This is a genomic window from Streptomyces hokutonensis, from assembly GCF_042751305.1.
Classification (GTDB): Bacteria; Actinomycetota; Actinomycetes; order Streptomycetales; family Streptomycetaceae; genus Streptomyces; species Streptomyces hokutonensis_A.
On record NZ_JBHYWD010000003.1, the window covers coordinates 321,924 to 348,059 of the forward strand.

Annotated in this window: 20 protein-coding genes; 7 read left to right on the forward strand and 13 right to left on the reverse strand. The window is 72.2% G+C overall.

What is annotated here, in order from left to right:
- The first annotated feature begins 36 nt into the window (after positions 1 to 36).
- On the forward strand, positions 37 to 900 hold the full coding sequence (locus tag ACFXC1_RS11355) for a phosphotransferase enzyme family protein (RefSeq protein ID WP_381241581.1): 864 nt from the start codon (positions 37 to 39) through the stop codon (positions 898 to 900).
- Between the two features lie 30 nt (positions 901 to 930).
- Here the strand turns inward: ACFXC1_RS11355 and ACFXC1_RS11360 are convergent, their stop codons facing one another.
- The 4 genes from ACFXC1_RS11360 to ACFXC1_RS11375 form a co-directional block, all read right to left on the reverse strand.
- Complete coding sequence (locus ACFXC1_RS11360; RefSeq protein WP_381241583.1) at positions 931 to 1,653, reverse strand: 3'-5' exonuclease; 723 nt, start codon at positions 1,651 to 1,653, stop codon at positions 931 to 933.
- Positions 1,654 to 1,763: 110 nt separating this feature from the next.
- Positions 1,764 to 3,005, reverse strand: a complete 1,242-nt coding sequence (locus ACFXC1_RS11365) for an SAV2148 family HEPN domain-containing protein (protein ID WP_381241585.1) — start codon at positions 3,003 to 3,005, stop codon at positions 1,764 to 1,766.
- A 104-nt stretch (positions 3,006 to 3,109) separates the two neighbouring features.
- Positions 3,110 to 4,426, reverse strand: a complete 1,317-nt coding sequence (locus ACFXC1_RS11370) for a copper amine oxidase (RefSeq protein WP_381241586.1) — start codon at positions 4,424 to 4,426, stop codon at positions 3,110 to 3,112.
- A 92-nt stretch (positions 4,427 to 4,518) separates the two neighbouring features.
- Positions 4,519 to 5,325 carry a Tat pathway signal sequence domain protein gene (locus ACFXC1_RS11375; RefSeq protein ID WP_381241587.1) on the reverse strand — a complete coding sequence of 269 codons (807 nt, stop codon included), beginning with the start codon at positions 5,323 to 5,325 and terminating at the stop codon, positions 4,519 to 4,521.
- Between the two features lie 198 nt (positions 5,326 to 5,523).
- Here ACFXC1_RS11375 and glgX point away from each other — a divergent pair, with 198 nt between their 5' ends.
- Complete coding sequence (glgX, locus tag ACFXC1_RS11380) at positions 5,524 to 7,641, forward strand: glycogen debranching protein GlgX (RefSeq protein WP_381241589.1); 2,118 nt, start codon at positions 5,524 to 5,526, stop codon at positions 7,639 to 7,641.
- A 74-nt stretch (positions 7,642 to 7,715) separates the two neighbouring features.
- On the forward strand, positions 7,716 to 10,064 hold the full coding sequence (gene treY, locus ACFXC1_RS11385) for a malto-oligosyltrehalose synthase (RefSeq protein ID WP_381241590.1): 2,349 nt from the start codon (positions 7,716 to 7,718) through the stop codon (positions 10,062 to 10,064).
- Here treY and ACFXC1_RS11390 read toward each other — a convergent pair.
- Positions 10,061 to 11,200 carry a cytochrome P450 gene (locus tag ACFXC1_RS11390; protein WP_381241591.1) on the reverse strand — a complete coding sequence of 380 codons (1,140 nt, stop codon included), beginning with the start codon at positions 11,198 to 11,200 and terminating at the stop codon, positions 10,061 to 10,063. The genes treY and ACFXC1_RS11390 overlap by 4 nt on opposite strands.
- Positions 11,201 to 11,660: 460 nt before the next feature.
- On the opposite strand from ACFXC1_RS11390, the gene ACFXC1_RS11395 reads away from it, so the two are divergent.
- Positions 11,661 to 12,953, forward strand: coding sequence for a M14 family zinc carboxypeptidase (locus tag ACFXC1_RS11395; RefSeq protein ID WP_381241592.1), 1,293 nt, complete (start codon positions 11,661 to 11,663; stop codon positions 12,951 to 12,953).
- A gap of 15 nt (positions 12,954 to 12,968) precedes the next feature.
- Here ACFXC1_RS11395 and ACFXC1_RS11400 read toward each other — a convergent pair whose 3' ends face one another.
- The 3 genes from ACFXC1_RS11400 to ACFXC1_RS11410 form a co-directional block, all read right to left on the reverse strand.
- The gene (locus tag ACFXC1_RS11400; RefSeq protein ID WP_381241593.1) at positions 12,969 to 13,388 is read right to left on the reverse strand and encodes an SSI family serine proteinase inhibitor; all 420 of its coding nucleotides are present in this window, start codon (positions 13,386 to 13,388) and stop codon (positions 12,969 to 12,971) included.
- The gene (locus ACFXC1_RS11405; protein WP_381241595.1) at positions 13,385 to 14,860 is read right to left on the reverse strand and encodes a M14 family zinc carboxypeptidase; all 1,476 of its coding nucleotides are present in this window, start codon (positions 14,858 to 14,860) and stop codon (positions 13,385 to 13,387) included. Before ACFXC1_RS11405 ends, ACFXC1_RS11400 begins: the two co-directional genes overlap by 4 nt.
- A gap of 204 nt (positions 14,861 to 15,064) precedes the next feature.
- Positions 15,065 to 15,616, reverse strand: coding sequence for an FHA domain-containing protein (locus ACFXC1_RS11410; protein WP_381241597.1), 552 nt, complete (start codon positions 15,614 to 15,616; stop codon positions 15,065 to 15,067).
- A 173-nt stretch (positions 15,617 to 15,789) separates the two neighbouring features.
- Between ACFXC1_RS11410 and treZ the strand changes: the two genes are divergently transcribed.
- A complete protein-coding gene (gene treZ, locus ACFXC1_RS11415) occupies positions 15,790 to 17,538 on the forward strand; it encodes a malto-oligosyltrehalose trehalohydrolase (protein ID WP_381241599.1) in 1,749 nt (582 codons plus the stop codon).
- 83 nt (positions 17,539 to 17,621) lie between these two features.
- On the opposite strand, the gene ACFXC1_RS11420 is transcribed toward treZ, so the two are convergent.
- From ACFXC1_RS11420 to ACFXC1_RS11435, 4 genes are all read right to left on the reverse strand, one after another.
- Positions 17,622 to 18,560: a phosphotransferase family protein gene (locus ACFXC1_RS11420; protein WP_381241601.1), complete on the reverse strand. Its 939-nt coding sequence runs from the start codon at positions 18,558 to 18,560 to the stop codon at positions 17,622 to 17,624.
- A gap of 44 nt (positions 18,561 to 18,604) precedes the next feature.
- A complete protein-coding gene (locus ACFXC1_RS11425; RefSeq protein ID WP_381241603.1) occupies positions 18,605 to 19,732 on the reverse strand; it encodes a M24 family metallopeptidase in 1,128 nt (375 codons plus the stop codon).
- 126 nt (positions 19,733 to 19,858) lie between these two features.
- Complete coding sequence (locus ACFXC1_RS11430) at positions 19,859 to 20,476, reverse strand: PDZ domain-containing protein (protein ID WP_381241605.1); 618 nt, start codon at positions 20,474 to 20,476, stop codon at positions 19,859 to 19,861.
- Between the two features lie 122 nt (positions 20,477 to 20,598).
- On the reverse strand, positions 20,599 to 21,471 hold the full coding sequence (locus ACFXC1_RS11435; RefSeq protein WP_381241607.1) for a LysR family transcriptional regulator: 873 nt from the start codon (positions 21,469 to 21,471) through the stop codon (positions 20,599 to 20,601).
- Positions 21,472 to 21,567: 96 nt separating this feature from the next.
- Here ACFXC1_RS11435 and ACFXC1_RS11440 point away from each other — a divergent pair, with 96 nt between their 5' ends.
- Positions 21,568 to 22,311: a CTP synthase C-terminal region-related (seleno)protein gene (locus tag ACFXC1_RS11440; protein ID WP_381241609.1), complete on the forward strand. Its 744-nt coding sequence runs from the start codon at positions 21,568 to 21,570 to the stop codon at positions 22,309 to 22,311.
- Positions 22,312 to 22,370: 59 nt separating this feature from the next.
- Positions 22,371 to 23,903: a hypothetical protein gene (locus ACFXC1_RS11445; RefSeq protein WP_381241611.1), complete on the forward strand. Its 1,533-nt coding sequence runs from the start codon at positions 22,371 to 22,373 to the stop codon at positions 23,901 to 23,903.
- Positions 23,904 to 23,910: 7 nt separating this feature from the next.
- On the opposite strand, the gene cyc2 is transcribed toward ACFXC1_RS11445, so the two are convergent.
- Positions 23,911 to 26,064 carry a germacradienol/geosmin synthase Cyc2 gene (gene cyc2, locus ACFXC1_RS11450; RefSeq protein ID WP_381241613.1) on the reverse strand — a complete coding sequence of 718 codons (2,154 nt, stop codon included), beginning with the start codon at positions 26,062 to 26,064 and terminating at the stop codon, positions 23,911 to 23,913.
- Between the last annotated feature and the right edge of the window lie 72 nt (positions 26,065 to 26,136).

Genomic DNA, 26,136 nt, shown 5'->3' on the forward strand with positions numbered 1-26,136 from the left:
ACAGGGACACGCACAGGGACGACACGGAGGCGGACGATGGACGAGGCACGGGCGCGGGACGTACTGGCCGCGGCGGACGTGCTGCCCGGCCCGGCGCGGGACGCGCGGCTCCTCGCCCTCGGCGAGAACGCGGTGTTCGCCGCCGGTGACCTGGTCGTCAAGGTGGGCCGCGACGCCGAACTCCTCGACCGCGCCCGGCGCGAGCTGGAGGTCGCGGTGTGGCTGGCCGAAGCGGGCGTACCTGCGGTGCGGGCCGCCGACCCGAAGGCACGCCTCGTCGAGGGACACCCGGTGACCGTGTGGCACCGGCTGGCCGATTCGGTACGTCCCGCCGAACCCCGGGATTTGGCCGAACTGCTACGCCTCGTCCACGCGCTCCCCTCCCCCTCCTTCGAACTCCCGCCGCGCGAGCTGCTGGGCGGGGTGGAGCGCTGGCTGCGGCTCGCCGGTGATGCGATCGATCCGGCGGACGCGGCGTATCTGCGCGAGCGCCGCGACGGCTTCGCGGCTGCTGCCGCCGCGCTCACGCCTCATCTGCCGCCCGGCCCGATCCATGGCGACGCGCTGCCGCGCAATGTGCACGTCGGTCCGGACGGGCCGGTCCTGGTCGATCTGGAGACCTTCTCGGCGGATCTGCGCGAGCACGATCTGGTGGTGATGGCTCTGACCCGCGATCGCTATGCCTTCCCGGCCCGGGCGTACGACTCGTTCACCGAGGCGTATGGCTGGGACGTGCGCGAGTGGGACGGGTGCTCGGTGCTCCGCGGTGCTCGGGAGACGGCCAGCTGTGCGTGGGTCGCGCAGCATGCGCCGAGCAATCCCGAGGCGTTGGCCGAGTTCGAGCGGCGGGTGAGGTCCTTGCGGGTCGGGGACGAGACGGTGCGGTGGTATCCGTTCTGAACCGATAGCCCTGTTGAACCCGCCCGAGGCTCAGACCGTCTCGTCCTCCAACTCCCGCAGCGGCCACGTGCCGTCCACCACCGCGTCCTGGTCGCCCTTGCGGCGCAGGAAGCTCTGGAAGTCGGCGGCCCATTCGGCGTACCACTCGATCTGGCGGCGGTGGAGTTCGGCGGGGCCGAGGGCCGCGACCTTGGGGTGGCGGTCGGCTATCGCGCCGGCCAGGCGGGCGGCGGCGAGGGCGTCGGCCGAGGCGTCGTGGGCGGTGTCGAGTACCACGCCGTACTCCTGGCAGACCGCTTCGAGGTTGCGCTTGCCGCGGCGGTAGCGGTCGACGGAGCGGTCGATCGTGTACGGGTCGATGACCGGGGCGGGGTCGATGCCGCCCAGGCGGTCGCGCAGGGAGGGGAGTCCGTGCCGGCGCAACTCTGCGGAGAGCAGGGTGAGGTCGAAGGCCGCGTTGTAGGCGACGACGGGGACGCCGGTCTTCCAGTAGGTCGTGAGGACGTCCGCGATGGCGTCGGCGACCTCGTCGGCCGGGCGGCCCTCGGCGGTGGCGCGTTCGTTGGTGATGCCGTGCACGGCGACGGCGTCGGCCGGGATCTCCACGCCGGGATCCGCCAGCCACTCCCGACGGCCCGCCGGCCGTCCGCCCCTGACCTCTATGACGGCGCCGGTGACGATGCGCGCCTCGCGCGGCTCCGTGCCGGTCGTCTCCAGGTCGAAGCCGATGAGCAGCTCCTGGTGCCAGGCCATGACGGCCCCCCTTCTCGGTGGTGCTTTCCCCCAGTGGTCTCCACCTTCGCATGAGCCACTGACAATCCGAGGACCGCGTTCCGCTTACCGCCGGACCGGTCCCGGACAGGTCAGGACACCGGTCGCGAATCCGCCCACATCTGCTCGAACTCATCGCGGTAGGTGGGGAAAAGACCGCTCTCGTCCATTTCGTCCGACTTGACGAGTCGGCTTCCGTTGCGCAGCACCAGCACCGGCGCCTCCATGCCGCGGCTGCGGCGCAGATAGGACTGCACGACGGCTATGCCGTCCGAGCCGTCGCCGTCGACGAGGTACGCCGTGAAGCGGGGTGTCTCGTCGAAGACCTGGATCTCGAAGGCGCCCGGGTCGCGCAGCCGGGACCGCACTCGCCGCATGTGCAGGATGTTCATCTCGACGGCACGGCTCAACTCGCCCCGTTTTATGCCGAGTTCACGCTCGCGCCGCTTCACCGCGCTGGAGGCCGGGTTGAGGAACAGCAGTCGTACCCGGCAGCCCGACTCGGCCAGGCGGACCAGCCGGCGGCCGGAGAAGTTCTGTACGAGGAGGTTGAGGCCGATGCCGATGGCGTCGACGCGGCGGGCCCCGCCGAAGATGTCCTCGGCCGGAAACTGGCGCATCAGCCGCACCCGGTCGGGGTGGACGGCGACCACGTCGGCGAAGCGGTCGCCGATCAGCTCCTCGACCGCGTCGACGGGCAGCCGACGCGCGGACGGTACGTCGCTGCCCGCGCCGAGGGTCTCCAGGAGTTTCGCGGAGGCCCGCTCGGCCTGGTTGAGGACGGCCTCGGACAGGGCGCGGTTGCGGGAGACGACGTTGCGGGTCACCTCCAGCTCGTCCAGGGCGAGTTCGACGTCCCGGCGCTCGTCGAAGTACGGCTCGAAGCAGGGCCAGTGCTGCACCATCAGCTCGCGCAGCTGCGGCAGGGTCAGGAAGCTCAGGACGTTGTCGTCGGCCGGGTCGAGCAAGTAGCCCTTGCGGCGGCTGACTTCGCGGACGGCGACCGCGCGCTGCACCCACTCCTGGCCGGCCGGACCGGCCGCGGCGACGACCCATTCGTCGCCGTGGACGGGTTCGTAGATGGGACGCAGAACGGCGGCCACGACGGCGCGCAGCCGCTGTTCGACCAGGTTCAGCCAGATGTAGGCGCGGCCGGCTCGCTGGGCGCGCGTACGCACCTCGCGCCAGGCGTCGGCGTCCCAGTCCAACTCCGGCCCAATGGAACCAGCCGCGTCCATCGGACGTGCCAGGGACACCGCGCCGGGCGGGACTTCTGCGGAGTTCCCCTCGTGACTCTCGTCACCAGGGGGCAACTCCAGCCCTCCCGAGCCCACCCGTGCACCGCCTTCCGCTCCCCCGAGCTCTCCCCAGTCTCAACGATCAAGGAAGGGTACTCCGGGACCGGTCGGCGGTGCAGCCGGATGGACAGGGTCGTTTCTCAACTTCCGCCGTTCACATTGCCGTTCTGGTCGGCGAGGGCGGCGGGAGTGAGCGGATTCATAGCGGTGACGTCTCGCGGCGCGATGGAGAATCCCTGCCAGTGGACCGGCATCGGCTGCTGGTCCTCGTCGCGGGCGATGTGGTGGAAGCCGACGTTCACCCAGACCACGGGCTGTGTGAGGGTCTGGCCGTTGACCCACTTGTCGACCTGCTTCGGGTGCCCGGCACCGCAGTTGGGCAGGTTGTCGCTGGCGAACTGCTCGCACTTGTTGTACTGCGTGAAGTACACGTCGTGCTGGGTGAAGCTGCGGCCCGGGTACTTGGTGGTGGGGCCGGGGACTATCTCGTAGGACCGGGCGTGGTTGTCCTTGTTCTTGCCGGTCGCGCTGACGATGCGCCACCAGCGCATGTTCTTGGCGTCGCCCGCGAGTTCCTTGGTGACCTTGGTCAACGTGGTCTTGTTCGTGGGGGTGTTGGCGCCATGGGTGGTGACCGTGGAGTCGTACTGCTCGACGCGGCCCTTGGAGGAGCCGTCGAGGGCGAAGTCCAACTTCCAGAAGACGTCGTGCTGGTGGCTCGTCGCGTACGCCGTGGCGCCCTTGCCGAGCGGCCAGCCGCGGCCGTCGCCCGCGTCGTAGTCGTAGGGCGAAAGGCTGCCGGTGGCACCGACGTTCATGTTGATGGTGCCGTCGTCCTGGAAGCGCCACTCGGTGATGTACTCGTACCAGCCGACCTGGTTGACCGTGTAGACGAGGAAGTCCTTGCCCTGGGTCTGGAAGACCTTGTTGGCGCTGTCGCCCTGCATGCGGAAGGCGTGACCGCGTGAACGGGTCGTCGTACAGAGGCCCTTGACGTTCGGGTGGGCCGGGTCGATGGCGTCGGGGACCTTGACGGTCTTGATGGTGCCGCCGGGGCACTCGCCGGGCGCCATGTTCATCAGGCCCGTGCCGAAGCCGTACTGGGTGAGGTCGCTGTACTCGTTCTTCCCGTCGTCGTACGGGACATGGATCTGGGCGAGCTTCGCGTCGGCGAGCACCTTGATGGGGGCGGCCTCGCCGGGCGGCTGGTAGGAGATGTTCTCCAGGACGAGGCCGGCCTCGCGCTCGTAGTGCCAGCACATCCGCCAGGTGGTGCCGGTGGAGAGCTTCTGCTCGATGGTGTAGGCGGCGCTGCAGCCGGGGGCGGCGGCGCTCGGGGCGGCCTTCGGCTGGGCGACGGCCGGGCCCGCGCCCGCGGTGGCACCGGCGGCCAGGGCGGCCACCGTGAGGGCCACGGCCCCCCGACTGCGGGCACGGCTGATTCTGTTGACGCGCATGAAGAAGTGACTCCCTTACAGGAGAAGCAAGTTGGGACAGTGAACGAAGGAGGGCGCGATCCACGCGGGTCGGTGCGGACGGCGCGGTCGGCTCAGCCGGTGAGCTTGCCGACCTTGCGGGCGCTCAGGTCGATGACGAAGTCACGGGCGTCGATCCACGGCCCGTTCTTGACCTTCGGGAACAGCCGCACGCAGCGGTGCGTGCCGCACTGGTCGAGGACGCCGGACTGCCGTCCAGGAGTGGCCTTGTAGATCATGGCGGTCAGCAACAGCTGGTCCGGCGAGGTGAGTTCGTTGCCGGTGGCGTCCTTGTAGTCCGCCTTCAGGCCCGCGCCGAGCGGGTCCGCGAGGAGCAGCTGGGCCGCCTCGACGTCCTCGGCGTGGCTCGCCGGCGGCTGCACTCCGTGCTGGGTGCCGGTCTGTTCGACCTTGCCGGTGTCCAGGTTGACGGTCTTGGTGACGACCGTGTCGTCCTTGTAGTCGTAGAACGTCACGTCCGCGCGGCGCGGTGCGTTCGGGTTGTCGAGCTCGTCGGGGTTCGGGTCGGCGAGTTCGACGTCGAGGCGCTGCGGGCCGCGCTTCCCGTCCACGTTCTCACTGGAGTTGAGGAACTGCTGGTTCACCGCGAGCTGCTCGACGCGCTTGGTCTCGTCGTCGGTGAGCGGGTCGCGGCCCTTGCCCTTCGCGCCCTCGGCCGGGGCCTGTTGCACGACACCGGGTGCCGCGCCCACTCCGTCCGCCGCCTGCTGCGCGGACCCGGCGGCCTTTCCGGTGCCCCCCGACTCGTCGGCCCCCGCCGTGCCGGGCAGGGTGACGGCGACCATCACGGCGGTCCCGGCCACCGCTATGGCCGTACCCGCCACCACTTTGCCCAGGTGGCGGTGCACTGTCCTTCGCACATCTCCCCCTACTCCCCCTGGGTCCATCCCCGGACCGCTGGGAGTGGTGTCTGTCCCACTTGGTTCCGCATACGGCATACGTCGTATGCACTGGTCATTTGGTAAGAGGGATGTAAGTCATAGGTGGTTCCCTCACTTTCGGGGAGACTCAGGGGCAAGGCGCCCCGGTGGCGGGGCCCGGCTGAAAGAGTCGTGACCATGCAGGTCTGGCCTGGAGAGGCGTATCCACTCGGTGCCACGTACGACGGCGCCGGCACCAACTTCGCGGTCTTCACCGAGGCCGCGGACCGAGTAGAGCTGTGTCTGCTGCACGACGACGGCTCGGAGACGGCGGTGGAACTGCGGGAGAGCGACGCCTTCGTGCGGCACGCGTACGTGCCGGGCGTCATGCCCGGACAGCGCTACGGCTTCCGCGCGCACGGCCCGTACGCCCCCGAGCGCGGCCAGCGGTGCAACTCCGCGAAGCTGCTGCTCGACCCGTACGCGAAGGCGGTCAGCGGATCGATCACCTGGGGCGAGGAGGTGTACGGCTACCACTTCGACGCGCCCGACAAGCGCAACGACCTGGACTCGGCCCCGCACACGATGTCCTCGGTCGTGGTCAACCCGTACTTCGACTGGGGCGACGACCGGCGGCCCCGGCGCGGTTATCACGAAACGGTGCTCTACGAGGCTCACGTCAAGGGCCTGACCATGCTGCACCCGGGGCTGCCGGACGAGCTGCGCGGCACCTACGCGGCGCTCGCGCATCCGGCGGTGATCGAGCACCTGGTGGAGCTCGGGGTGACCGCCCTGGAGCTGATGCCGGTGCACCAGTTCGTGAACGACCACCGGCTGGTCGACATGGGGCTGAACAACTACTGGGGCTACAACACGATCGGTTTCTTCGCCCCGCACAACGCGTACGCCTCCTGGGGCGACCGCGGCCAGCAGGTCCTGGAGTTCAAGTCGGCGGTACGGGCCCTGCACGAGGCCGGTATCGAGGTCATCCTGGACGTCGTCTACAACCACACGGCCGAGGGCAACCACCTGGGCCCGACGCTGTCCTTCAGGGGCCTCGACAACCCCTCCTACTACCGGCTCGCGGACGATCCCCGCTACTACATGGACACCACGGGGACGGGCAACTCGCTGCTGATGCGGTCCCCGCACGTGCTCCAGCTGATCATGGACTCGCTGCGCTACTGGGTCACCGAGATGCACGTCGACGGCTTCCGCTTCGACCTAGCGGCCACCCTGGCCCGGCAGTTCCACGAGGTGGACCGGCTTTCGTCGTTCTTCGACCTCGTCCAGCAGGACCCGGTGGTCTCCCAGGTGAAGCTGATCGCGGAGCCCTGGGACGTCGGCGAGGGCGGCTACCAGGTGGGCAACTTCCCGCCGCTGTGGACCGAGTGGAACGGCAAGTACCGCGACACCGTGCGGGACTTGTGGCGGGGCGAGGGGCGGGCGCTCGCGGAGTTCGCGTCCCGGCTGACCGGCTCGTCCGACCTCTACCAGGACGACGGCCGTCGCCCCCTGGCCTCCATCAACTTCGTGACCTGCCACGACGGGTTCACGCTCAACGACCTGGTGTCGTACAACGACAAGCGCAACCAGGCCAACGGCGAGGACAACCGCGACGGCGAGAGCCACAACAGGTCCTGGAACTGCGGTGCCGAGGGCGAGACCGACGACCCGGCCGTCCTGGAGCTGCGCGCCCGCCAGATGCGCAACTTCGTGGCCACGCTGATGCTGTCCCAGGGTGTGCCGATGGTCAGCCACGGGGATGAGTTCGCGCGCACCCAGAGGGGCAACAACAACGCGTACTGCCAGGACAGCGAGCTGGCCTGGGTGAACTGGCCCGAGGAGGACGCCGAGCCGTCCCCGTTGCTGGCCTTCACGCGCGCGTTGGTGTGGCTGCGCAAGGAGCATCCCGTGTTCCGGCGCCGGCGCTTCTTCCACGGGCGGCCCGTGGAGGGCACCCACGACGAGCTGTCGGACATCGCCTGGTTCACCCCTGAGGGCAAGGAGATGACCCAGCGGGACTGGGACTCGGCCCAGGCGTCCGCGCTGTCGGTGTTCCTGAACGGCAACGCCATCTCGGAGCCCGGGCAGCGCGGGGAGCGCATCGCCGACGACTCCTTCCTGATGATGTTCAACGCCTCTCCCAAGACGCTGGACTTCGTGGTGCCGGTCAATCACGGCCGCCAGTGGGAGGTGATCGTGGACACGGGCCGCGCGGAGGGGGTGCCGGCGGGCACGGGCGCGAAGGTGAAGGCCGGGGACCGGCTGACCCTGGTGGACCGCAGCATGACGGTGCTGCAACGGCCCACCTAGGAGGGCTCCCGGTCGGTGGACCGGATGCCGGGGGCGATGACACGAAGGGCTGCCGGGCGGGTACACAGGTCTGCATGACACCTGAACGACCCGACCCGGCAGTGCCCACGGCCACCTACCGGCTGCAGCTGCAGCCCGAGTTCCCGTTCGCGGCGGCCGCGGCGGCCGTGCCGTACCTGGCGTCGCTCGGCGTCTCGCACCTGCACCTCTCCCCCGTCCTGGAGTCGGTGCCGGGTTCGACGCACGGCTACGACGTCGTGGACCACGCGCGCGTGCGGGACGAACTCGGCGGCGAGGAGGGTCTGCGGGCCCTCGCGCGCACCGCGCGGGAGCACGGTCTCGGTCTGGTGACGGACATCGTCCCGAACCACATGGCCATGGCTCCGCGCCACAACCACGCCCTGTGGGAGGTGCTCAGGGAGGGCCCCAAGTCGCCGTTCGCGCGCTGGTTCGACATCGACTGGGAGGCGCAGGGCGGGCGGTTGCTGCTGCCGGTGCTGGGCGGACCGGTCGGCTCCGAACTGGAGCACCTGGAGGTAGACGGTGACGTGCTGCGCTACTACGACCATGCGTTCCCGCTCCGCGCGGGCACCGGGGAGCTGCCGTTGCCGCGGCTCCTGGACGCGCAGTGGTACCGCCTCGGGTGGTGGCGGCTGGCCCGTACCGAGCTCAACTACCGGCGCTTCTTCAGCATTTCGGAGCTGATCGGGGTGCGTGTCGAGGACCCGGAGGTCTTCGACGCCACGCACGGCAAGATCCTGCAGCTGCTGCGCGAGGGCGTCGTGGACGGCCTGCGCGTCGACCACCCCGACGGCCTCGCCGACCCCGACGACTACCTCCGGCGGCTGCACGAGGCGACCGGAGGCCGCTGGACGGTCGTGGAGAAGATCCTCGCGGACGGGGAGCGACTGCCGGCGTCCTGGCCCGTCGCGGGCACCACCGGCTACGACGCCCTCAGGCACCTCGACGGGCTGTTCACGGACCCGGCGGGGGCGGGGGAACTCCTGGGCCAGTACCGGAGGTTCGCGGCCCCGCAGGCGGACCGTGGCGGGCACTGGGAGGCGACGGTGCGGCGGGCGGCGTACAAGGTGCTCACGCACGAGCTGGACGCCGAGACGGACCGGCTGACCCGGGTCGCGAGCCGCCTGTGCGCCGCGTCCCCGGAGCCCGCATTGCGCGACCGGGCCCCCTGGGCGCTGCGGACCGCGCTGGTGGAGCTCCTGGTGCGCATGGAGGTCTACCGGCCGTACACCTCGGGCGACGCCGCGGCCGTCGTCACCGAGGAGGCCGCCGCCGAGGCCCGGCAGGCGTTCGTCGTCCCGGAGGAGGCGGGCGCCGTCGACGTCGTACGGGAGCTGCTGCTGGGGCGGTACGGGGACGGGCCCGAGGAGGTCGAGTTCCGGGTCCGGTTCGCGCAGACGGCGTCCGCGCTGCGGGCCAAGTCCGTGGAGGACACGGCCTTCTACCGCTATGTGCCGCTGCTGTCGGCGACCGAGGTGGGCGGCGACCCGGGCAGCCCGGCGGTGTCCCCGGAGGACTTCCACGCGTACTGCGCGCGCGTGCAGCGCGACTGGCCCGTGGCGGGCACCGTGCTGTCGACCCACGACACCAAGCGCAGCGCCGACGTACGGGCCGCACTGGCCGTGCTCACCGAGGTGCCGGAGCGCTGGGCGGACGTGCTGACCGAAGTGACCCGTACCGGTGACGGTGTGCCGGACGCACAGCTGGCGTGGGCCGCCTGGCAGACGGTGTTCGGTCTCGGCCCGGCGGACGCGGAGCGCGTCCAGGGGGCCCTGTTGAAGCATGTGCGGGAGGCGGGTCTGCACACGAGCTGGACGGAGCAGCGGCCGTCGTACGAGGAGGCGGTGGCGGCCTTCGTCGCGGCGGGCCCGTGCGGACCGCCCGGTGAGCGTGTGGCCGCGTTCCGCGCGGCGCTGGAGCCGCACATCCGGGCGAACGTGCTGGGTGCCGCGCTGCTCCAGCTGACTATGCCGGGCGTGCCGGACCTCTACCAGGGCACGGAGGCCGAGTACCTGGCCCTGGTCGACCCCGACAACCGGCGGCCCGTACCGTTCCCGCCCCCGGAGGCGGGCGCCAAGGGCGCTGTGACGGCCGCCGCGCTGCGGCTGCGGGCCCGTCGCCCCGAGGCCTTCGGCGACGCGGCGACGTACGCCCCGCTGGCGGCTCAGGGCCCGGCGGCGGCGCATTGTGTGGCGTTCGCCCGCTCCGGGACCGCTGTCACGGCCGTGACCCGGCTGTCGTCACGCCTCGCGGAGGCGGGCGGCTGGCGCGACACGGTCCTCCCGCTGCCGCCGGGCCGGTGGGCCGATGTACTCGCTCCGGAGCGGCAGTTCACGGGGCACGCGCGCGTGGCGGAGCTTTTCGAGCTGTCGCCGGCGGTGCTGCTGGAGATCTCCGACTAGGTCCGTACCCGGAGGGTCCGGGGTGAGCGGCGGACCAGGTCGTCGGGCACGTGCGGGGCGCCCGGTGCGCGGCGCAGGCCGGGCAGTGCGGTCAGGAGTGCCCGCAGGCCGTGTTCGGCCGTGAGACGGGCCAGCAGGGCGTCGGGGCCGGTGCCGTGGGCGAGCGGTCCGGGGTCGGTGCGGAAGGCGTCGTAGCGGTCCGGGTCGGTGAAGCGTTCCGGGTCGCGGCCCGCGGCGCCGAGCAGACAGGCGACGGTGGCTCCGGCGGGTATCGCGCCGACGGGTGCGACGGCCCGGCGCAGCACGATGTGCAGCGGCGGATCGCGGCGCAGGGACTCCGCCCAGGCGCCCGGCGTGAGGTCGGGGCGGTCGCGCAGCACGTCCAACTGGCGTGGATGGTCGAGGAGGTTGGCGAGGAACGACGCGAGCGCCCGCGCGGTGCTCTCGCCGGCCGCGCCGAGCAGTGTGCCCACCAGCCCGGTGACGGTGTCGTCCGAGTGCGGGCCGCCGTCGCTCCGCGCGGTGCACAGCACGGACAGCAGGTCACCGCCCGGGTGGGCGCGGCGCCGGGCCGTCAACGGGCGCAGGAAGGCGCCCAGTTCGGGCCGGCCGCCCCCGGAGCGGCCCAGGCCCGTCCGGCACCAGCGGTGCACCCGCGCGGTCTCCTCGTACGGCAGCCCGAGCGCGGCCACGGCCGTGGCGGTGGGCAGCCAGTCGCAGAACTCGGCCACCAGGTCGGCGTGCTCGCGGGCGGCGAGGCGGCGGGCGAGGACGTGGGCGCTGCGTTCGACGGCGGCGGTCAGCGCGACCAGCGCGGGCCCGCGCAGGGCCCGCTCCAGGAGCCGTCCCGCCTCGGGTGCGGCCGGATGCCCGTCACCGGTCACGGCGACGAGCCGCGGGTCGGCGAGGGCCGCGCGGACGTCGTCGTAGCGGCTGAGGAGCCAGGCTCCGAACGGCTCGTCGTAGACCAGCGGATAGTGCGTGCGGAGGATGCGGTAGAGCGGATACGGGTGCCGTTCGGCCGTCCGCAGGCTCGGCGGTCCCGGTGGCCGGGCCGTGGCGCCCGCGGTCCGGGGGACGGTCACGTCCGTGAGACACAGCACCGCCGTCCGCTCCCGTGGTCGCAGCTGCGCCACGCGCCGTCCAGGAGGCGCGCGGCCGGTCGTCCGCGTCCTGCGCGCCCGCGGCTGTCCCCAGCCGACCACCGCACCGCGCGGACCGCAGCTCCCGTACGGCCGTTCGAGTGAAGGGGGTGCTCTCTGGTCCTACGGCGTGCGGCGGGTCCCCTGCCACCGGCTCGCACCCGCGTACGGACCCGGGGCGCGGGTCGAGCGGCGGGCGTGCGGTGGCGGGCCGGGAGGGCGGTGCTGGTGATGCGGGGGCACGCGCGTGTGCACGACGACGGCGTCACCGGGGTTGAGTGCCGGGCCCCGCGAAACCCTCTGGAAATCCCCGGCCCCCTGCTGGCACCAACGCGCCTACCGGCTGCCGGTAAATGCCACTGGGCGCCCCCTGGAGCCTCCCCCGCGGTCTTCTTGACAGTTCACAGAGGCCATGAAGTACTGCGGTTGCGAAGCCGGGGCGGAGTAGTCGGGGGTGAGTCTCCTGCCGGAGTTGCGATACCCCAGTGTGGCCGAACTGGTGTCGTCCGCCAGAGCGTTGGCCGCTCACCGGCCGGCCCTGTGCACCCTGCGCCAAGTAGGTGTCTCCCGCGCGGGCAGACCGCTTCATCTGCTGTCCGTGGGGCACGCCCGGCGCGCCGTCCTGGTGGTCGCGGGCGCCCACGCCAACGAGCCGACCGGTGGTTCCACACTCCTCGCGCTCGCCGAACGGGTGGTCCGTGAGCGGGAGTTGAGGTCGGACACCTCCTGGCACTTCCTGCTCTGCGCGGACCCGGACGGGGCGAGCCTGCACGTCACCCCGGCGCCGCGCAGCCTGTTCGACTACCACCTCGGCTTCTTCCGCCCGGCGGGCCCGGAGCAGCCCGAGTGGTCGCCCTCCCTGCTGCCGCCCGATCGACTGCCGCCCGAGACCAGGGCCTTGACCCGGGTGATCGACGAGCTGCGGCCCTATCTCCAGGTGACCCTGCACGGCACCGATCTGGGCGGCAGCTGGGTGCAGCTGACGAAGGACATACCGGGGCTCGCCGAACCGTTCGCCAAGTCGGCGGCGGAGCTGCACATCCCGGTGGAGACGGGCGCCTCGGACGCGGCGGGCTGGCCCGCCTCGGGGCCCGGGGTGCATGTGATGCCGGCGCCCGGTTCGGACGCGGCCTACCCGAGCATGCCGGACGACGCCCGGCACAGCACCTGGTACCACACACACCGCTACGGCGGCCTGACCGCGGTCGTGGAAGTCCCGATGTGGGCCAGCGACCTGGTGGACGACCCGGCACCGCATCCCGCCCCGGCGGCGGCGTTAAGGCGGCTGGCGCGCCGCCTGGTGCGGGACGGGCGGGAGGTGGAGCGGGTGCTCACCGAGGCGCTGCCGCGGCTCCAGGGCGTCGACGGGCCGCTGCTGCGGGCCGCCAAGTGGGCGCTGGAGCTGGTGCCCGGCCTGGCTGCGGACTGGACGCACACCGCGCCGGCCGACACGACGATGGCGTACGTCGGCAGTGTGGACGCGTTCGGACGGCGGCTGCCCTTACGGGCGGCGGCGATGCTGCTGCGGGTACTGCGGGAGACCGACGACCGCGCGGCGCCCGTCCTGGAGCATCTCGTCGCGTCCTGGAGCGATGCCTTCGCGGAGCGCTTCCGCGCCCGCTGGGTGCCGCTGGAGCACCAGGTGGAGCACCAGTCCCGCACGGTCGTGGCGGCGGCGCTGTACGCGCGCGAGCAGGCGGGGGAGCTCGGCGAGGACCCACGCGCGCGTGCCCGACGCTCGGCCTGACCCCGCCCGCGCCGCTCAGCCGTCCAGCGCGAAGACGTCTCCCGTCCTCGCCGCCAGGACACAGCGGTTCGAGAAGGTCCTCGTGTAGTCGACCTGACGGCCCTTCCACTCCCCGCGCGCGTGGGCGGTCACCGGGGCGTAGACCATCGGGCAGAACACGCCGGCGGCCGGGATGGCGTCGATGTCACCTCCCGCCGCGGCCAGTTCGGCACAGGCCTCCGCCGCGCGGGCGTGGCCCTGGGGCGGGTCGCACAGGAGCAGGGTCCCGCGTGTGTCACTGGACCGGCTGTCGCCGCGGGTGACGGTGAGGTAGAGCCAGTCGCCCTGGAGGCCGTGCCGGGGCGCCGCGTGTACGGGTGCCTGGCCGGCGGCGAGGAGTACGGCCGCGGCGAGCAGGGCACCCCGGAGGGTCTTCGTTCGGGAGGTGTACGTCATTCCAGATGCATCGGCACCGTCGCCTCCGTACCCCAGCCCGGCTCACCCGTACGGGAACGCACGGGCGGGTTCCGCCGGGCCAGTTCGAACGCGCTGAGCACCACGCGCGACTGGTACTCGACCTGGCGTGCGACGGAGATCCAGCGCGCCCCGAAGCCGTCCCGGTAGTCGGCGCACCACTCGTCGATCAGCCGGTCCAGCTCCGGCAGCGCACCGGCCGGGTCGCTCCCGGAGGCGACGACGAGCTGGTAAAGCAGCCCGGCCGTGCGCAGCGCGAGGCGCCGGCCCGCGATGCGCAGGGCCGCGAGATGCGCGGTGTTGAGCGGCGGCAGCGGGCGTGCGGCGCTGGTGTCGACATCGGGGTCCCACGCGTCGGCGAGCCCCGGGCACACCAGTAAGTAGTCGTCGACCGGCGCGAGCAGCCGCGCGGCGTCGGGCGCGAGAAGGCTTCGGGGCAGCAGGCCGGGCGTGGCCGCCGTTGCGGGAGCGGGACGGCCGGTGTCGTGCCGGGGGCGGCTGTCGGCCGCGTCCGCCGTCGGGGTTCCCGTCACGCCGGCGCGGGAGAGCGTCCCCGGCTCCGTCGCCCCCGCACCCTGTACGAACGGCCGTATCCGCGCGAGGAGTTGTTCCAGGATGCGGGTGTCGTGGCGCAGGGTGTGGCTCACGGTGCGCAGGACCGCGTCCGGGTCGGCGGGCGGGGTGCCGTCCTCGACGTCGGCCACACCCCACATCGGCGCCTCCACTACCGCGGTGACCGTGCCGTGCCGGTACGGGTGGAACCAGGTCGACTCGACGGCGGCCTCGGTGATGGCGGCGGCCAGATCGCCCCGGCGCGGTGGTGGGATGCGATAGACGGCGGGGCCGATGCTGGGCCAGTACAGGGTGTCGTACGGCCCGAGTTCGCGCGGGATGCCGAGGCGGGCCGCGGTGTGCGCGACGCGCTGGGCGAGGCCCGGGAGGTCGCGGGTCAGTTCGACGAAGCCGCCGCCCACGTCGACGCCGTGCAGGGAGCACTGGAGGAAGGGCCGCAGTTCGTCCTGGACCTCCAACAAGGCGCGCGTTTCCGGGAGTCGGGCCCCGGCCGCGCCGTCCGGCAGCCACTCGGGCTGTTCCAGGAAGCCGGGCCGGAAGAAGTTCCGGAAGTACCGGCCGAGGCTGTAGGGGCCGGACAGCCAGCCCTCGTTGCGGCGCGAGCCGTCGGGGTCGAGGGACAGCAGCAGGTTCCAGGTGACGTCGGCACCCTCGCTCAACCGCGGGTCGGCGAGGACCCGTTCGGCCAGGCGCAGCACCGTCGCGCCGCCCACGGGCTCGTTGGCGTGCGGTCCTGCGACCACGAGGGCGTGGCGGCTGCCGTGGCCCACGGAGAGCAGCCACAGGGGCGTGCCGGCGCGGGAGGTCCCGACACGGCGCAGCCGGGCGTCCCGGGGGCGGCGGGCGACGAGCGCGGCGGCCTGGGCCCCCAGCTCGTCCACGGACGGGTAGCGGAGGAGTGGTGGCAGGGCACACCTCCACGAAAGTGGTGCCGTCGGTTCACCTGATGTGCATGGTGTACGCACAGTCAGTCACGGCCTGAGAGGTACGTCAACACCGCCGTACGCAAAGGGATTTCACGCTGACCCAAGATCGCCACATCGGGTAAAGCCCAGGCCAGAGGTGAGGCAGGGCTGTGTCCGGGCTCAGTTCACGGCGAGCCGGAACGCCATCCGTCCGAAGCCGATCTGATCGCCCTCGCGGACGACGGCCGCGCCGATCACCCGACGGCCGTTGACCGTGGTGCCGTTGGTCGAACCGAGGTCACGCAGCACCCACATGCCGCCCTGGCGGCTGAGTTCGGCGTGCACCCGGGACACCGTCTCGTGGGTCAGCCGCAGCCCGTTGGCGGGGTCGCGGCCGATGCGCAGCGCGCGTCCTTCGCCCGGGTGGGGCAGCAGCAGCTTGGGGAGCCGCTCGGCCTGCCAGGCCCTGCGCACCCGTACGGTGAACCCGGAGACGGCCTCCACGGTGCCGAACAGGACGCGCGAGAGACGGCTTTCGGTGGGCAGGTCGGCGGTGAGCGCCACGAGTTCCTCCGACCGGCGGGCGGCGAGCGCCAGCTCCATGCGGCGGATGAACGTGTCGTGCGAGAGCCGTCCCATGGCGACGCCGTCATGGAGAACCTTGAGCGCCTTGTCGCGCTCCGCGTCGGACAGCCGCGCGGGGTACGTGTGGAACTCGAAGGACGACGTCACGCTCGTGATTGTCGGGCAGTGAACCCCGGGTGTCCAGAAGACGCGGAAACGGCCCGCACGCGCGCGAAGATGACGACACCTGCGCCAAAGGGGTGGATTCAAAAGCGGATTGATCTCGTTTGAAGCACGATGGACGGGCTACATCCCGGTGAGCAGACGAAGGGGAACCGTCCGTGCAGTTCGAGGTGTGGGCACCAGAGGCAGACCGTGTGACGCTCCATCGCGAGGGCACCACGCGCGCGTTGGAACGCGATCCGGAGCGCGTGGGGTGGTGGAGCGCCGAGGCGGAGGCGGGCGACGGCACCCGGTACGGGTTCGCGGTCGACGACGGCCCGCCGCTGCCCGACCCGCGCTCGCGCCGCCAGCCGGACGGCCCCGACGGCCTGAGCGCCGTCGTCGAGCACGAGCGGTACGCGTGGCGCACCGCCGCGTGGCCGGGGCGCCCGCTGCCGGGAGCGGTGCTCTACGAGCTGCACGTCGGCACGTACACGCCCGAGGGCACCCTGGACGCGGCGGCCGACCGGCTCGGCCACCTCGCCGAACTGGGCGTCACGCACGTCGAGTTGATGCCTCTGTGCCCGTTCCCCGGCCGGCACGGCTGGGGTTACGAGGGCGTGTCCCTGTGGGCGGTGCACGAGCCCTACGGCGGCCCCGAGGGACTGAAGCGGTTCGTCGACCGGGCCCACGAACTGGGTCTGGGCGTCGTGCTCGACGTGGTGCACAACCACCTTGGCCCGTCCGGGAATTACCTGCCCGCGTTCGGCCCGTACTTCACGGACACGCACCAGACCCCCTGGGGCAGCGCCGTGAACCTGGACGCGCCCGGCTCGGACGAGGTGCGCGCCTTCCTCCTGGGCAGCGCGCTGGCGTGGCTGAGGGACTACCGGATCGACGGGCTGCGGCTGGACGCGGTGCACGCGCTGCAGGACACGCGCGCGTGCCACTTCCTGGAGGAACTGTCCGCCGCCGTCGACGCGTTGGCCGCCGAGACGGGCCGGCCGCTCTTCCTGGTCGCCGAGTCCGACCTGAACGACCCGCGGGTGGTCACCCCCCGCGCGGAGGGCGGTCTCGGACTGCATGCCCAGTGGAACGACGACTTCCACCACTCGCTGCACACCGCGCTGACGGGTGAATCGCAGGGCTACTACGCGGACTTCGCACGGGCCCCGCTCTCGGCGGTCGCCAAGACGCTGACGGGCGGCTTCTTCCACGACGGCACCTATTCGAGCTTCCGGGGCCGTCACCACGGCCGCCGTCTCGACCGCACGCGCGTGGCCGCCCACCGGCTGCTCGGCTACAGCCAGACCCACGACCAGATCGGCAACCGCGCCCAGGGGGACCGCCTTTCGGCGACCCTCTCCCCCGGCCTGCTGGCCTGCGCGGCGGCGCTGACACTCACCGGCCCCTTCACGCCGATGCTCTTCATGGGCGAGGAATGGGCGGCCGGCACACCCTGGCAGTTCTTCACCGACCACACCGACCCGGACCTCGCGGAGGCCGTACGGCGGGGCAGGCGGCGGGAATTCGCGGCACACGGCTGGGCCGAGGAGGACGTACCCGACCCGCAGGACCCGGCGACCCGCGACCGCTCCTGCCTGAACTGGTCGGAACCGCAGAGCGAGCCCCACGCGCGCGTGCTGGCCTGGTACCGCCGACTCATCGCCCTCCGGCACGAGCAGCCCGACCTCACCGACCCGGACCTCAGCGACACCAAGGTGGCCTACGACGAGGACGCCCGCTGGCTCGCCCTCCGACGCGGCGACGTACGCCTCGCCGTGAACCTCGGCAAGGAACCGGCCGCGATTCCCCTGGGCACCCGCCCGGCGGAGATCCTGGCGGCCTGGGAACCGGTGGGGGTGCCCGGGGCGGACGGGCTGCTGCGGGTGCCCGGGGAGTCGTGCGTGGTGCTGGCACAGGCGTAAACGCTTGCGCAAAGGTTTGCGCAAGCGTTTACGCATACGCTTGCGTAGACGTTTGCGTAAGCGTTTACGCAGACGTTTACGCGCTACAACTCCCCGTCCCCGTCCCGCAGTTCCGTCACCCGTTCCAGCAGGATCGCCTCCCAGGTGCGGTGCAGTTGGGTCCTGAGGAGGGGAAGGGGTCCGGTGTCGCGGCCGTCGAGTTGCGCCGCGAGGCGGACGACCGTGTCGCAGCGGGCGAGCCAGAGGCCGCGCAGGCAGGGCCGGGCGCCGTAGCCGGCGAGGGTGGCGGCGCGTACCGCGGCGGGGGCACCGACGGCCAGCGCGAGCCCGGCGATGTCCTCGGCGGGGTCGCCGAGGGCCGCGTCGGTCCAGTCCAGGACGCCGCGCACCCGGCCGTCGGCGCTCACCACGAGGTGCTCGCCCTTGAGGTCGTGGTGGACGAGGACCGCGGTGGCGGACTGGGCGGCGAGCTGGACCGCGCCGGGCTGGGTGAGCTGGTGGAGGCGGGCGGCGTCGAACTCGTCGGCGGCGGCGAGGCGTTCGGCCGCCCGCTCGGCGGCGCGGCGCAGTGCCTCCAGGGAGCGCGGGGCGGTGCGCGGGACGCCGAGCGCCTCGGCCTGCCGGACGGGCACCTCCCGCAGCCCGGTGAGCAGCCCGGCGAGGTCGGCCTCGCCGACGGCGGAGACGTCCTGGTCCTCGCCGGACCGGCCGGGCACCTTGGTGTCCAGCGTGTAGGTGAGCCCGGGCGCCCACTCGCCGTGCGCCACGCTCGTCGGAACGGCGACGGGGAGGTACGGCCGTACGAGGTCGCGCAGACGCAGTTCGCGGCGTTGCCGCAGGGTGGCCTCGCGGTTCGGGGCGAGGCGCAGCACATGGCGGGCGCCGACCCACCACGTGGAGTGCTCGCCGCCCTCGGCGACGGGCCGGACCTCAAGTCCTGTGCTGTCGGCCGCACTGTCCTTGAGCAGGGAACGGACCAGTTGTCGGACGGTGTCCGCGGTGGGTGTCGGTGCCTGGGTCATGGTCGCGCCGTCGCCGTTCGGGGTGTCGGGGCTCCTGGTCGTCGTCAGTCCACCAGGGCCATCTCGCGGGCCGTGTTGTTGAGCCGTCGACCGCCGTCCTCGGTCACCGTGACGATGTCCTCGATGCGCACCCCGAAGCGGCCGGGCAGATAGATGCCGGGCTCCACGGAGAAGCACATCCCGGGCACGAGGGGCTGTTCCTCGCCCTCGATCATGTACGGCGGCTCGTGCGTGGTGACGCCGATGCCGTGGCCGGTGCGGTGGATGAAGTAGGGGCCGTACCCGGCGTCGTCGATGACCGCGCGGGCGGCCCGGTCGACCTCCTGGCAGGCGATTCCGGGGCGCACCGCGCGGAAGCCGGCCTCCTGGGCCTCGCGGACGAGGTCGTGGACACGCTGTTCCTCGTCGTCGGGTTCTCCGACGTGGACCGTGCGCGAGGTGTCGGAGCCGTAGCCGTCCTTGAGGCCGCCGAAGTCGAGGACGACCATGTCGCCCCGCTGGATGACACGGTCGCCCACCTCGTGGTGCGGGTTGGCGCCGTTGGGACCCGAGGCGACGATGGTGAAGTCGACCTGGGAGTGCCCGAACTGCCGTAGCAGATCGGCCAGATCGGCGCCGACGTCGGACTCGCGGCGGCCGGCGAAGGGAACCTTCCGGATCTCCTCGTACGTTGCGTCGGCAGCCGCCCCGGCGGCTGCCATGAGCCGCAGTTCCGCCGGGTCCTTCACGGCCCGGAGCATCGGCAGCGCGTCGGTGAGGGAGGCATAGGTGGTGTCGGGCAGCGTCCTCTGGAGTGCCAGCAGATGCATCGCCCAGGCGTTGTCACTGATACCGAAGCGGCCCGTCGCGTCGAGCAGCGCCGAGGTGGCCGCGTAGGGGTCCTTGCCGTCGGTCCAGTCGCGCAGGGTGAGTGCGTCGGCTCCGGGTGCCTTGGCGGCGTCGGGGGCCTCCAGGGTGGGGACGACGAGGACCGGGGAGCGTCCGGGGGCCAGGACGAGGACAGTGAGCCGTTCGGTGATCGCGGTGGGCGCGTAACCGGTGAACCACACCATGTCCGGTCCCGGAGCGACCAGCAGCCCCGCGAGACCGGCGTCGGCGGCGGCCCGCGCGGCGCGGTCCATCCGGGCCCGGTAGTCGGCGGAGGTGAAGGGCGCGGGCGTGCTACCGGTCATTCAGGCCTCCGAGAGCGGGCGAAAGGTGGCTACGGGCAGCATCCTGCCCGCACCCGGAGGCCCACGCGAGCCGATCGACGGGAACGGTGCGCCTGCGGCCCGTGCGCTCCCCGGCTCACGCGCGCTTCAGACGACGAAGCCGGGGACCACGGTGAACTGCTGGAAGCCGCCGCTGCGGTGGCGCACCGTGACGGTGACCCCCTTCCCCGGGTGGGCGTGGGCGACGGCACGCGCGAGGTCGGCCGCCGAGTCGATGCGGGCACCGCCGAACGTGAGCAGTACGTCGCCGCGGACCAGGCCCGCCGTGTACCCGGGACCGGGCAGGTGGACGCCGACGATCAGGGCGCCGGTCTGCTCGGCGTCCACGGCCTCCACGCCGAGCGTCGCGGTGGCCGGCGCGGCGAATGCGGGCGACATGGGCGATGTGGGCGACGACGCCGGGCTCGCGGCGGACGAGGACCGGTCGGCCGGGGTGTCTGGTGTGGCCGTCCGCGCGGGCTGCCGGGCCGCCGCCTGGCGCTGCATGTCGGCGAGTCTGCTCATGCCGATCACGGTGGCGCCGACCGTGCCGAGTCCGACCCCCGAGAGCACCAGGACGGTCCCGACGAACACGCTGAACAGCAGGGTGATGAGCCGTCGGCCGCGGCGCCGCGCGGCGTGCGGGCGCCGGGTGGTGCCGGGCTTGGTGCCGTCGCCGGGCTCCTGGCCGGGCATCGGCTTGGGACGCAACGCAGTCTGTTCCATGGATCGCCTCCGGCAGATGCTCTACCCGGCGCACGGGCGCCCGACGTGCCACGAACGAGTGAGACTGACCGACGGTCAGGAGAGGGAAGGCGGCCGTGCGTGAACCACGCGCGCGTGGTGTCTCACTCCCGTTCCCGTTCCACCAGCCGTCCCGCCAACCGCGCCGCCGCCCCGCGCGGCGCACCCCGGTAGACGAGTTCCGTCCGGTGCACGACCCGTGGTTCGGTGAGCGGGACGGCGACCGCGCCCGGTACCCCGGTGGCCGCCGAGCGGGGCAGCAGGGTCAGGCCGTGGCCCGCGGCGGCGAGGGCCGTGAGGACGCGGACGTCGGTGCCGTCGTAGCGCAGGGCGGGGCGGAAGGCGCCGCCGCCGTTCGCCGCGCGGAGGCGCGCCAGGGACACGCCCGCGTCAGGGGCGTCGAGCCAGCGGGCGGCGGCGAGATCACCTAGGCGCAGGGCGGAACGGCCCGCCAGGGGATGTGTGTCGGGGAGCAGGACGCACACGGGTTCCTCGGCGACGCCGTGGGTGGTCAGCGGGGCCACGTCGGGCAGCCGTAGCGGGTCGTTGGGGGCCGCGATCCCGTCGACCAGGCCCAGATCGGCGGTGCCGGTGGCCACGGCGGCCGGGATCTCGTCACGGGGGAGCACCCGGAGAGTGACGCCCGCGCGCGGGAGGGCGGCCAGGACACGTGGTGCGAGCGCGGTCGGTGCGGTGGCGAGGGTCAGTCCGCGCTCGGGTGCGGCGGCCATGCGTACGACGTCCGCGCGGGCCGCGTCCAGGCGCAGCAGCAGCGGGGCGGCGTGTTCGAGGAGCCGTTCGCCCGCGGCCGTGGGTGTGACCGGGCGGCGGGTGAGCAGCGGGGCGCCGAGGTCCTGTTCCAGGGCGGCGATGTGCTGGGACACCGCGGACTGGGTGTAGCCCAGCTCGCGCGCGGCCTCCGAGAAGGAGGCGCGCCGGGCCACGGTGACATAGGTGCGCAGCAGATGCGGGTCCATGCCGGACAGGATGCCCGGGCCGCATCAGCTCCGCTTATCGAGGGTGCACAAATCATCGTTGGACGTGAACCCCGGTCCGCGCCCAGGATGAGGGACATGACGAACACCGCAGCTCAGCCGGACCGGACCGCCCGTGTCGCCCTGGTCGGCGACCGCTCCCCCAACGTCGTCTCGCACACCCGTCTCCCCCTGATCCTGGACGCCCTCGCCGAACGCGACCGGCTAGTCCTCGACGCCTACTGGATCCCTTCCGAGGACGCCGGGGCCGAGGACGCGGTGCGCGGGTTCGACGCCGTGTGGGTGCTGCCGGGCAGCCCGTACCGCAGCGAGGCCGGTGTCCTGTCGGCGATCCGCACGGCGCGCGTGGAGGGCATCCCCTTCCTCGGCACCTGCGGCGGCTTCCAGCACGCGCTCCTGGAGTACGCCTGTGACGTGTGCGGACTGACCCGGGTCGCGCACGCCGAGAACGACCCCGGCGCCGAGGACTTCCTCATCGAACCGCTGGCCTGTTCACTCGTCGGCCACGAGGCGGTGGTCACGATCGCCCCGGACTCGCTCGCCGAATCGGTGATCGGCTCCGAGCGCACGGTCGAACGCTACTTCTGCTCCTACGGCCCCTCCCGCCACCTCGACACCCTGCGCGCCCACGGGCTGCGCTTCACCGGTCACGACGAGGACGGCCATGTCCGCATCGCCGAACTCCCCGGCCACCCCTTCTTCCTGGCAACCCTCTTCCAGCCCGAACTGTCCGGCGACGGCACCCGCCCGCACCCGGTGGTCCGAGCGCTGGCCCGGGCGGCGGTCGAGCACGCCTCGCGGACCGAGCACCAGCCCGCCTGACGAGGGGTTTCCGCAGCGGCCCGGCTCGTTGTCAGTGCCGCCTGTTACGTTCTGTGAGCATGACCGATCACGCCCTGCGGCTGCTCCGACAGCATGCCCACCTGGCCGAACTGGCCGCGTTCCCCTTCGACTTCGACCTGGACCGGACGGACCACGTCGAGCAGGTCCGGCTGGCCTCGGGCGCCCCGCTGCGGCCGGTCGCCGGTGACGGCGCGGGCGGTACGTACTTCGTGTGCGCGGACGGTTCCGTGCTGTACGCCGACTCCGAGGGCTCGGCCGGGATCATCGGCTCCAGTGTCGACGAGGCGCTGGAGCTCGTGATCGGTCTGCCGGGCTGGCGCGACCATCTGGACCTGTCCCCGTCCGACGGCCCGGAGAAGATCCTGGCGCAAGTCACGGAGACGGAGGACGAGTTCCGCGAGGACTACGGCCTCGACGAGGCACGGCCCCGACTCCGCGCCGCCCTGGGCCTGTCCGAGCGTTCCCCGGTCGAGCTGATCGGCATGCTGCACACGGCCCTGCTGCGCACGGAGCCCGACTTCCTGCTCCTGAACGAGGAGGAGGGCGGCGCCTACGACCTCCTCGACCAGCATCCCCGTCCCCCGCTGTGGGAGCCGGTGCTCGCCCAGGGGCGGGCGGACCTGGCGGCGCTGCGCGCGGGCGACCGTACGGCGTGGGACACGGTGGCCGGGGACCCCGTACGGCGTCGACTCGCCCTGCGGGCCGCGCAGTTCGACCGCGCGGACGGCGATCTGGAGCTGCTGCGGCACCTGCTGCGGCGCGAGGCTGAGTCGTCGATGACGGACGAACTGCGGCTCGCCGCCGTGCTGGTGGGGCTGCGCGGGCACACCGAGGATCTGCCGTTGCTGCACGAGGTGCGGGAGACGGACTTCGACACCGCGTGCGGGCTGAGCGAGCTGCCGGGACCGGACGCGGACGGAGCAGCCCTCCAGGAGTGGGCCCGGGAGCTCGACGAGTCGCTCTTCGGTACGGACCCCGCGGACGAACCCCCGTCCACCTGGACCGAGTTGGCGGCCGACCAGGGGCTCACCGAGTTGGCCCGGGTGGCTCTGATCCGCCGGCTGGACGAGATCGAGATGGACCAGAGCCTGCTGCGGCGGCCGGGTACCCCGAAGGCGCTGGACCCGTCTCCCCTGCACGGGCTGGCCTACGAGTTCGAGCAGTTGGGCGACCGCGTCCAGGCGCTGCGCGCCCAGCGCCTCCACGCCGCCCTCCAGCAGACGGCGTGGGACCGCGTCTCCGCCCGGCTGAGGCAGGCCCGACTGGAGCGGGAGACGGGTCAACTCGCCGAGGCCGGAAGGACGTTGGCGACCCTCCGGGACACGCTGACCAACCCCGGGGACGAGTCGCTGAGGCACTGGCAGGGCGTGAACCTCGGCCGCTTCATCGCCGAGGAGCACTACACCCTGACCCGCGCACTGGCCGACGCGAACCTCCCCGAGGAGGCCCAGGCGACCCTGGCCGCCGCCGACGCGATACTCGGCGAGCTCTCGGGCGCCGGCGCGACGGCCGTACGGGAGCTCGCCGAGGACGTGGCGGAGCGGGTCCGGGACCCCAGGGATCCCGGTTGACGGGTCGTCAGGCGAAGGGCATCGCCGGGATCCGGTCCGGTACGAAGCCGTGCGAACGGCGGGCCAGGTAGGCGGACTTGTAGCGGTCGACCTCGCGGTGCCAGTTCAGGATGCCCGCCATCCAGTGCTGGAGGTCGGTCACATAGCCGCGCATGATCTCGCGTGCCTCGTCCGAGAGGTCGAAGTCGTCGTAGACGACGGGCAGTTCGTTGGCGGCGACGTGCTCGAACTGGCGCATGCGCTGGGTCATGAGGTCGTGGACGACGCCGAGCGCGGTCGGGTAGTCGATGCCGAAGAAGTTCTGGACGACAAGGATGGCGTTGTGGACCTCACCCTCGTACTCGATCTCCTTCTGGTAGGAGAAGACGTCGTTGATGAGGCAGCCGTAGTCGATGGCCGCGTTCTCCAGGGCGCGGACCGGGCCGGTGCGGTAGACCTCGGGCGGGACCTTCGGGCCGTGGCCCATGCGGCACATGCTGAGGGTGAGGTCGGAGCCGAAGGTGGCGCGGCGCATCTCCAGGTAGTCGACGGGGTCGGGGATGCGGTGCTGGATCTGGTTGGAAAGCTCCCAGACCCAGCTCTCGGTCATCTTGTTGATCGAGTCCTTCAGGGTGTGCCGGTCGTCGACGGGCATCTCGGCGGTGGTGAGGGCCCACAGGTCGATGAGCCCGCGCTCCATCGCGTTGACCGGCACGACGACCGCCGGTCCCTCGACGGGCATGCAGTCGGAGAGACGGGCGGTGGTGACGCGGGCGGCGGCGAGGTCGCCCCGGACGCCGTAGACGAGGGGGTAGTAGTCGTCGCCGTAGGTGCCCCAGGCGAGCCAGCGGGAGCTGAGGTCGAGGGCCTCCTCGGTGGCGTCCGGGTCGATGCCGGCCGCGCAGAGCGGGAGGTCGGCGGCGGCGAGCTTCTCCTCGTCCCAGACGCCCTCCTCCAGCATGCCGACGGAGTGCATCCAGTCGACGAGGCGGTGCCGGGCGCCGTCGAGATGCGGGCTCAGTTCGACCTGGAACGGCATGTAGAAGTCCGGGAGTTGGGACGGTCCGACCTTCTGGAAGGGCACGTGGGTGTAGGCGCGCAGCCGTTCGGCGCCGGCGGAGGCGAGCAGGGCGCCGATGTCGGCGGCAGAGGTGCCGAGCCCGGTCGGTCCGTTCAGCGGCGAGTTGTCGAGGGCGCCTTCGTTCATGTAGCGGCTGGAGCGCAGGTGCCACTCGTGGCCCCCGGACTGCCAGTCCTGGAGGCCCTGGGTGTAGGCGGCGACCGCGCGGACCTCGTCCGGGGTGAGGCCGTTCTCCAGGGCCACGGCGGGCACTTCGGTGAACGCGGTGTGCTCGAACTGGTGGAGCCGGGAGGTGAGGACGTCGTTGACGGTGTCGGCGGCCTCCTGGGTGGTGCAGCCGAAGAAGGTCTCCAGGACGAGCACGCCGTTGCTGTTCTCCCCCTCCTCCTCGACCTCCCGCTGGTAGGAGAAGAGGTCGTTGCGCAGGTGGACGCCGTCGGAGAAGGTCTCCATCAGCACCCGCAGCGGCCTCGACCCGGCGACGGACGCGGGCACTTCGGCGGTCGCGTACTCCACGAGCCCCGCCGACCAGGGCGCGCCGCCCACCTTGCGGCGCATCTCGATGTACTCGACGGGGTTGGCGATCCGCCCCTCGTTGATGTTGGAGAGCTCCCACAGGGACTCGTTGAGGAGGTGCTCGGTGGCGACGGAGAAGCGGCGGCGCCAGTCGACGGACATCGACGGAACCGTGCGCGCCCACAGGTCGGCGAGTCCCGCCTCGACCGGATTCTCCGGCTCCGGTACGGGAGTCGCCAGGTCGAGCGGCATGAACAGCGGGAGCCGGTCCAGGTAGGCCTTGCCGCCGGCGCGGTCCTGGCTGCGCTTGAAGATCTCCAGGAAGTGGTCGTCGAAGAAGAACACCCACACGTACCAGTCGGTGATCAGCGAGAGGGCGGGCCCGTCGCAGTCAGGGTGGGTGTAGGCGCAGAGCAGGCCGTAGTCGTGCGCGTCGAGGTCGGCCTGCTCCCAGATCCCGGAGCCCTCCAGCATGCCCATCTCGCGTGCCCACGCGGAGGAGTGGGCGCGGGCCTCGTCCAGATGCGGGTTGAGGCGCGCGGGATACGGCATGTAGAAGTGCGGGAGTTCGAACGGCTGGGTCATGGCCGGGGCCCTACCCGCGCCCCTCAACGGCCATCCCGGGCAAGGGACATGATCACACCATCGCGTGAATCG

Coding starts and splice junctions, on each gene's coding strand:
- ACFXC1_RS11355 (WP_381241581.1), top strand. CDS start 37: ATGGACGAGGCACGGGCGCGGGACGTACTGGCCGCGGCGGACGTGCTG.
- ACFXC1_RS11360 (WP_381241583.1), bottom strand. CDS start 1,653: ATGGCCTGGCACCAGGAGCTGCTCATCGGCTTCGACCTGGAGACGACC.
- ACFXC1_RS11370 (WP_381241586.1), bottom strand. CDS start 4,426: ATGCGCGTCAACAGAATCAGCCGTGCCCGCAGTCGGGGGGCCGTGGCC.
- glgX (WP_381241589.1), top strand. CDS start 5,524: ATGCAGGTCTGGCCTGGAGAGGCGTATCCACTCGGTGCCACGTACGAC.
- treY (WP_381241590.1), top strand. CDS start 7,716: ATGACACCTGAACGACCCGACCCGGCAGTGCCCACGGCCACCTACCGG.
- ACFXC1_RS11400 (WP_381241593.1), bottom strand. CDS start 13,388: ATGACGTACACCTCCCGAACGAAGACCCTCCGGGGTGCCCTGCTCGCC.
- ACFXC1_RS11420 (WP_381241601.1), bottom strand. CDS start 18,560: ATGACCCAGGCACCGACACCCACCGCGGACACCGTCCGACAACTGGTC.
- ACFXC1_RS11425 (WP_381241603.1), bottom strand. CDS start 19,732: ATGACCGGTAGCACGCCCGCGCCCTTCACCTCCGCCGACTACCGGGCC.
- ACFXC1_RS11430 (WP_381241605.1), bottom strand. CDS start 20,476: ATGGAACAGACTGCGTTGCGTCCCAAGCCGATGCCCGGCCAGGAGCCC.
- ACFXC1_RS11435 (WP_381241607.1), bottom strand. CDS start 21,471: ATGGACCCGCATCTGCTGCGCACCTATGTCACCGTGGCCCGGCGCGCC.
- ACFXC1_RS11440 (WP_381241609.1), top strand. CDS start 21,568: ATGACGAACACCGCAGCTCAGCCGGACCGGACCGCCCGTGTCGCCCTG.
- ACFXC1_RS11445 (WP_381241611.1), top strand. CDS start 22,371: ATGACCGATCACGCCCTGCGGCTGCTCCGACAGCATGCCCACCTGGCC.
- cyc2 (WP_381241613.1), bottom strand. CDS start 26,064: ATGACCCAGCCGTTCGAACTCCCGCACTTCTACATGCCGTATCCCGCG.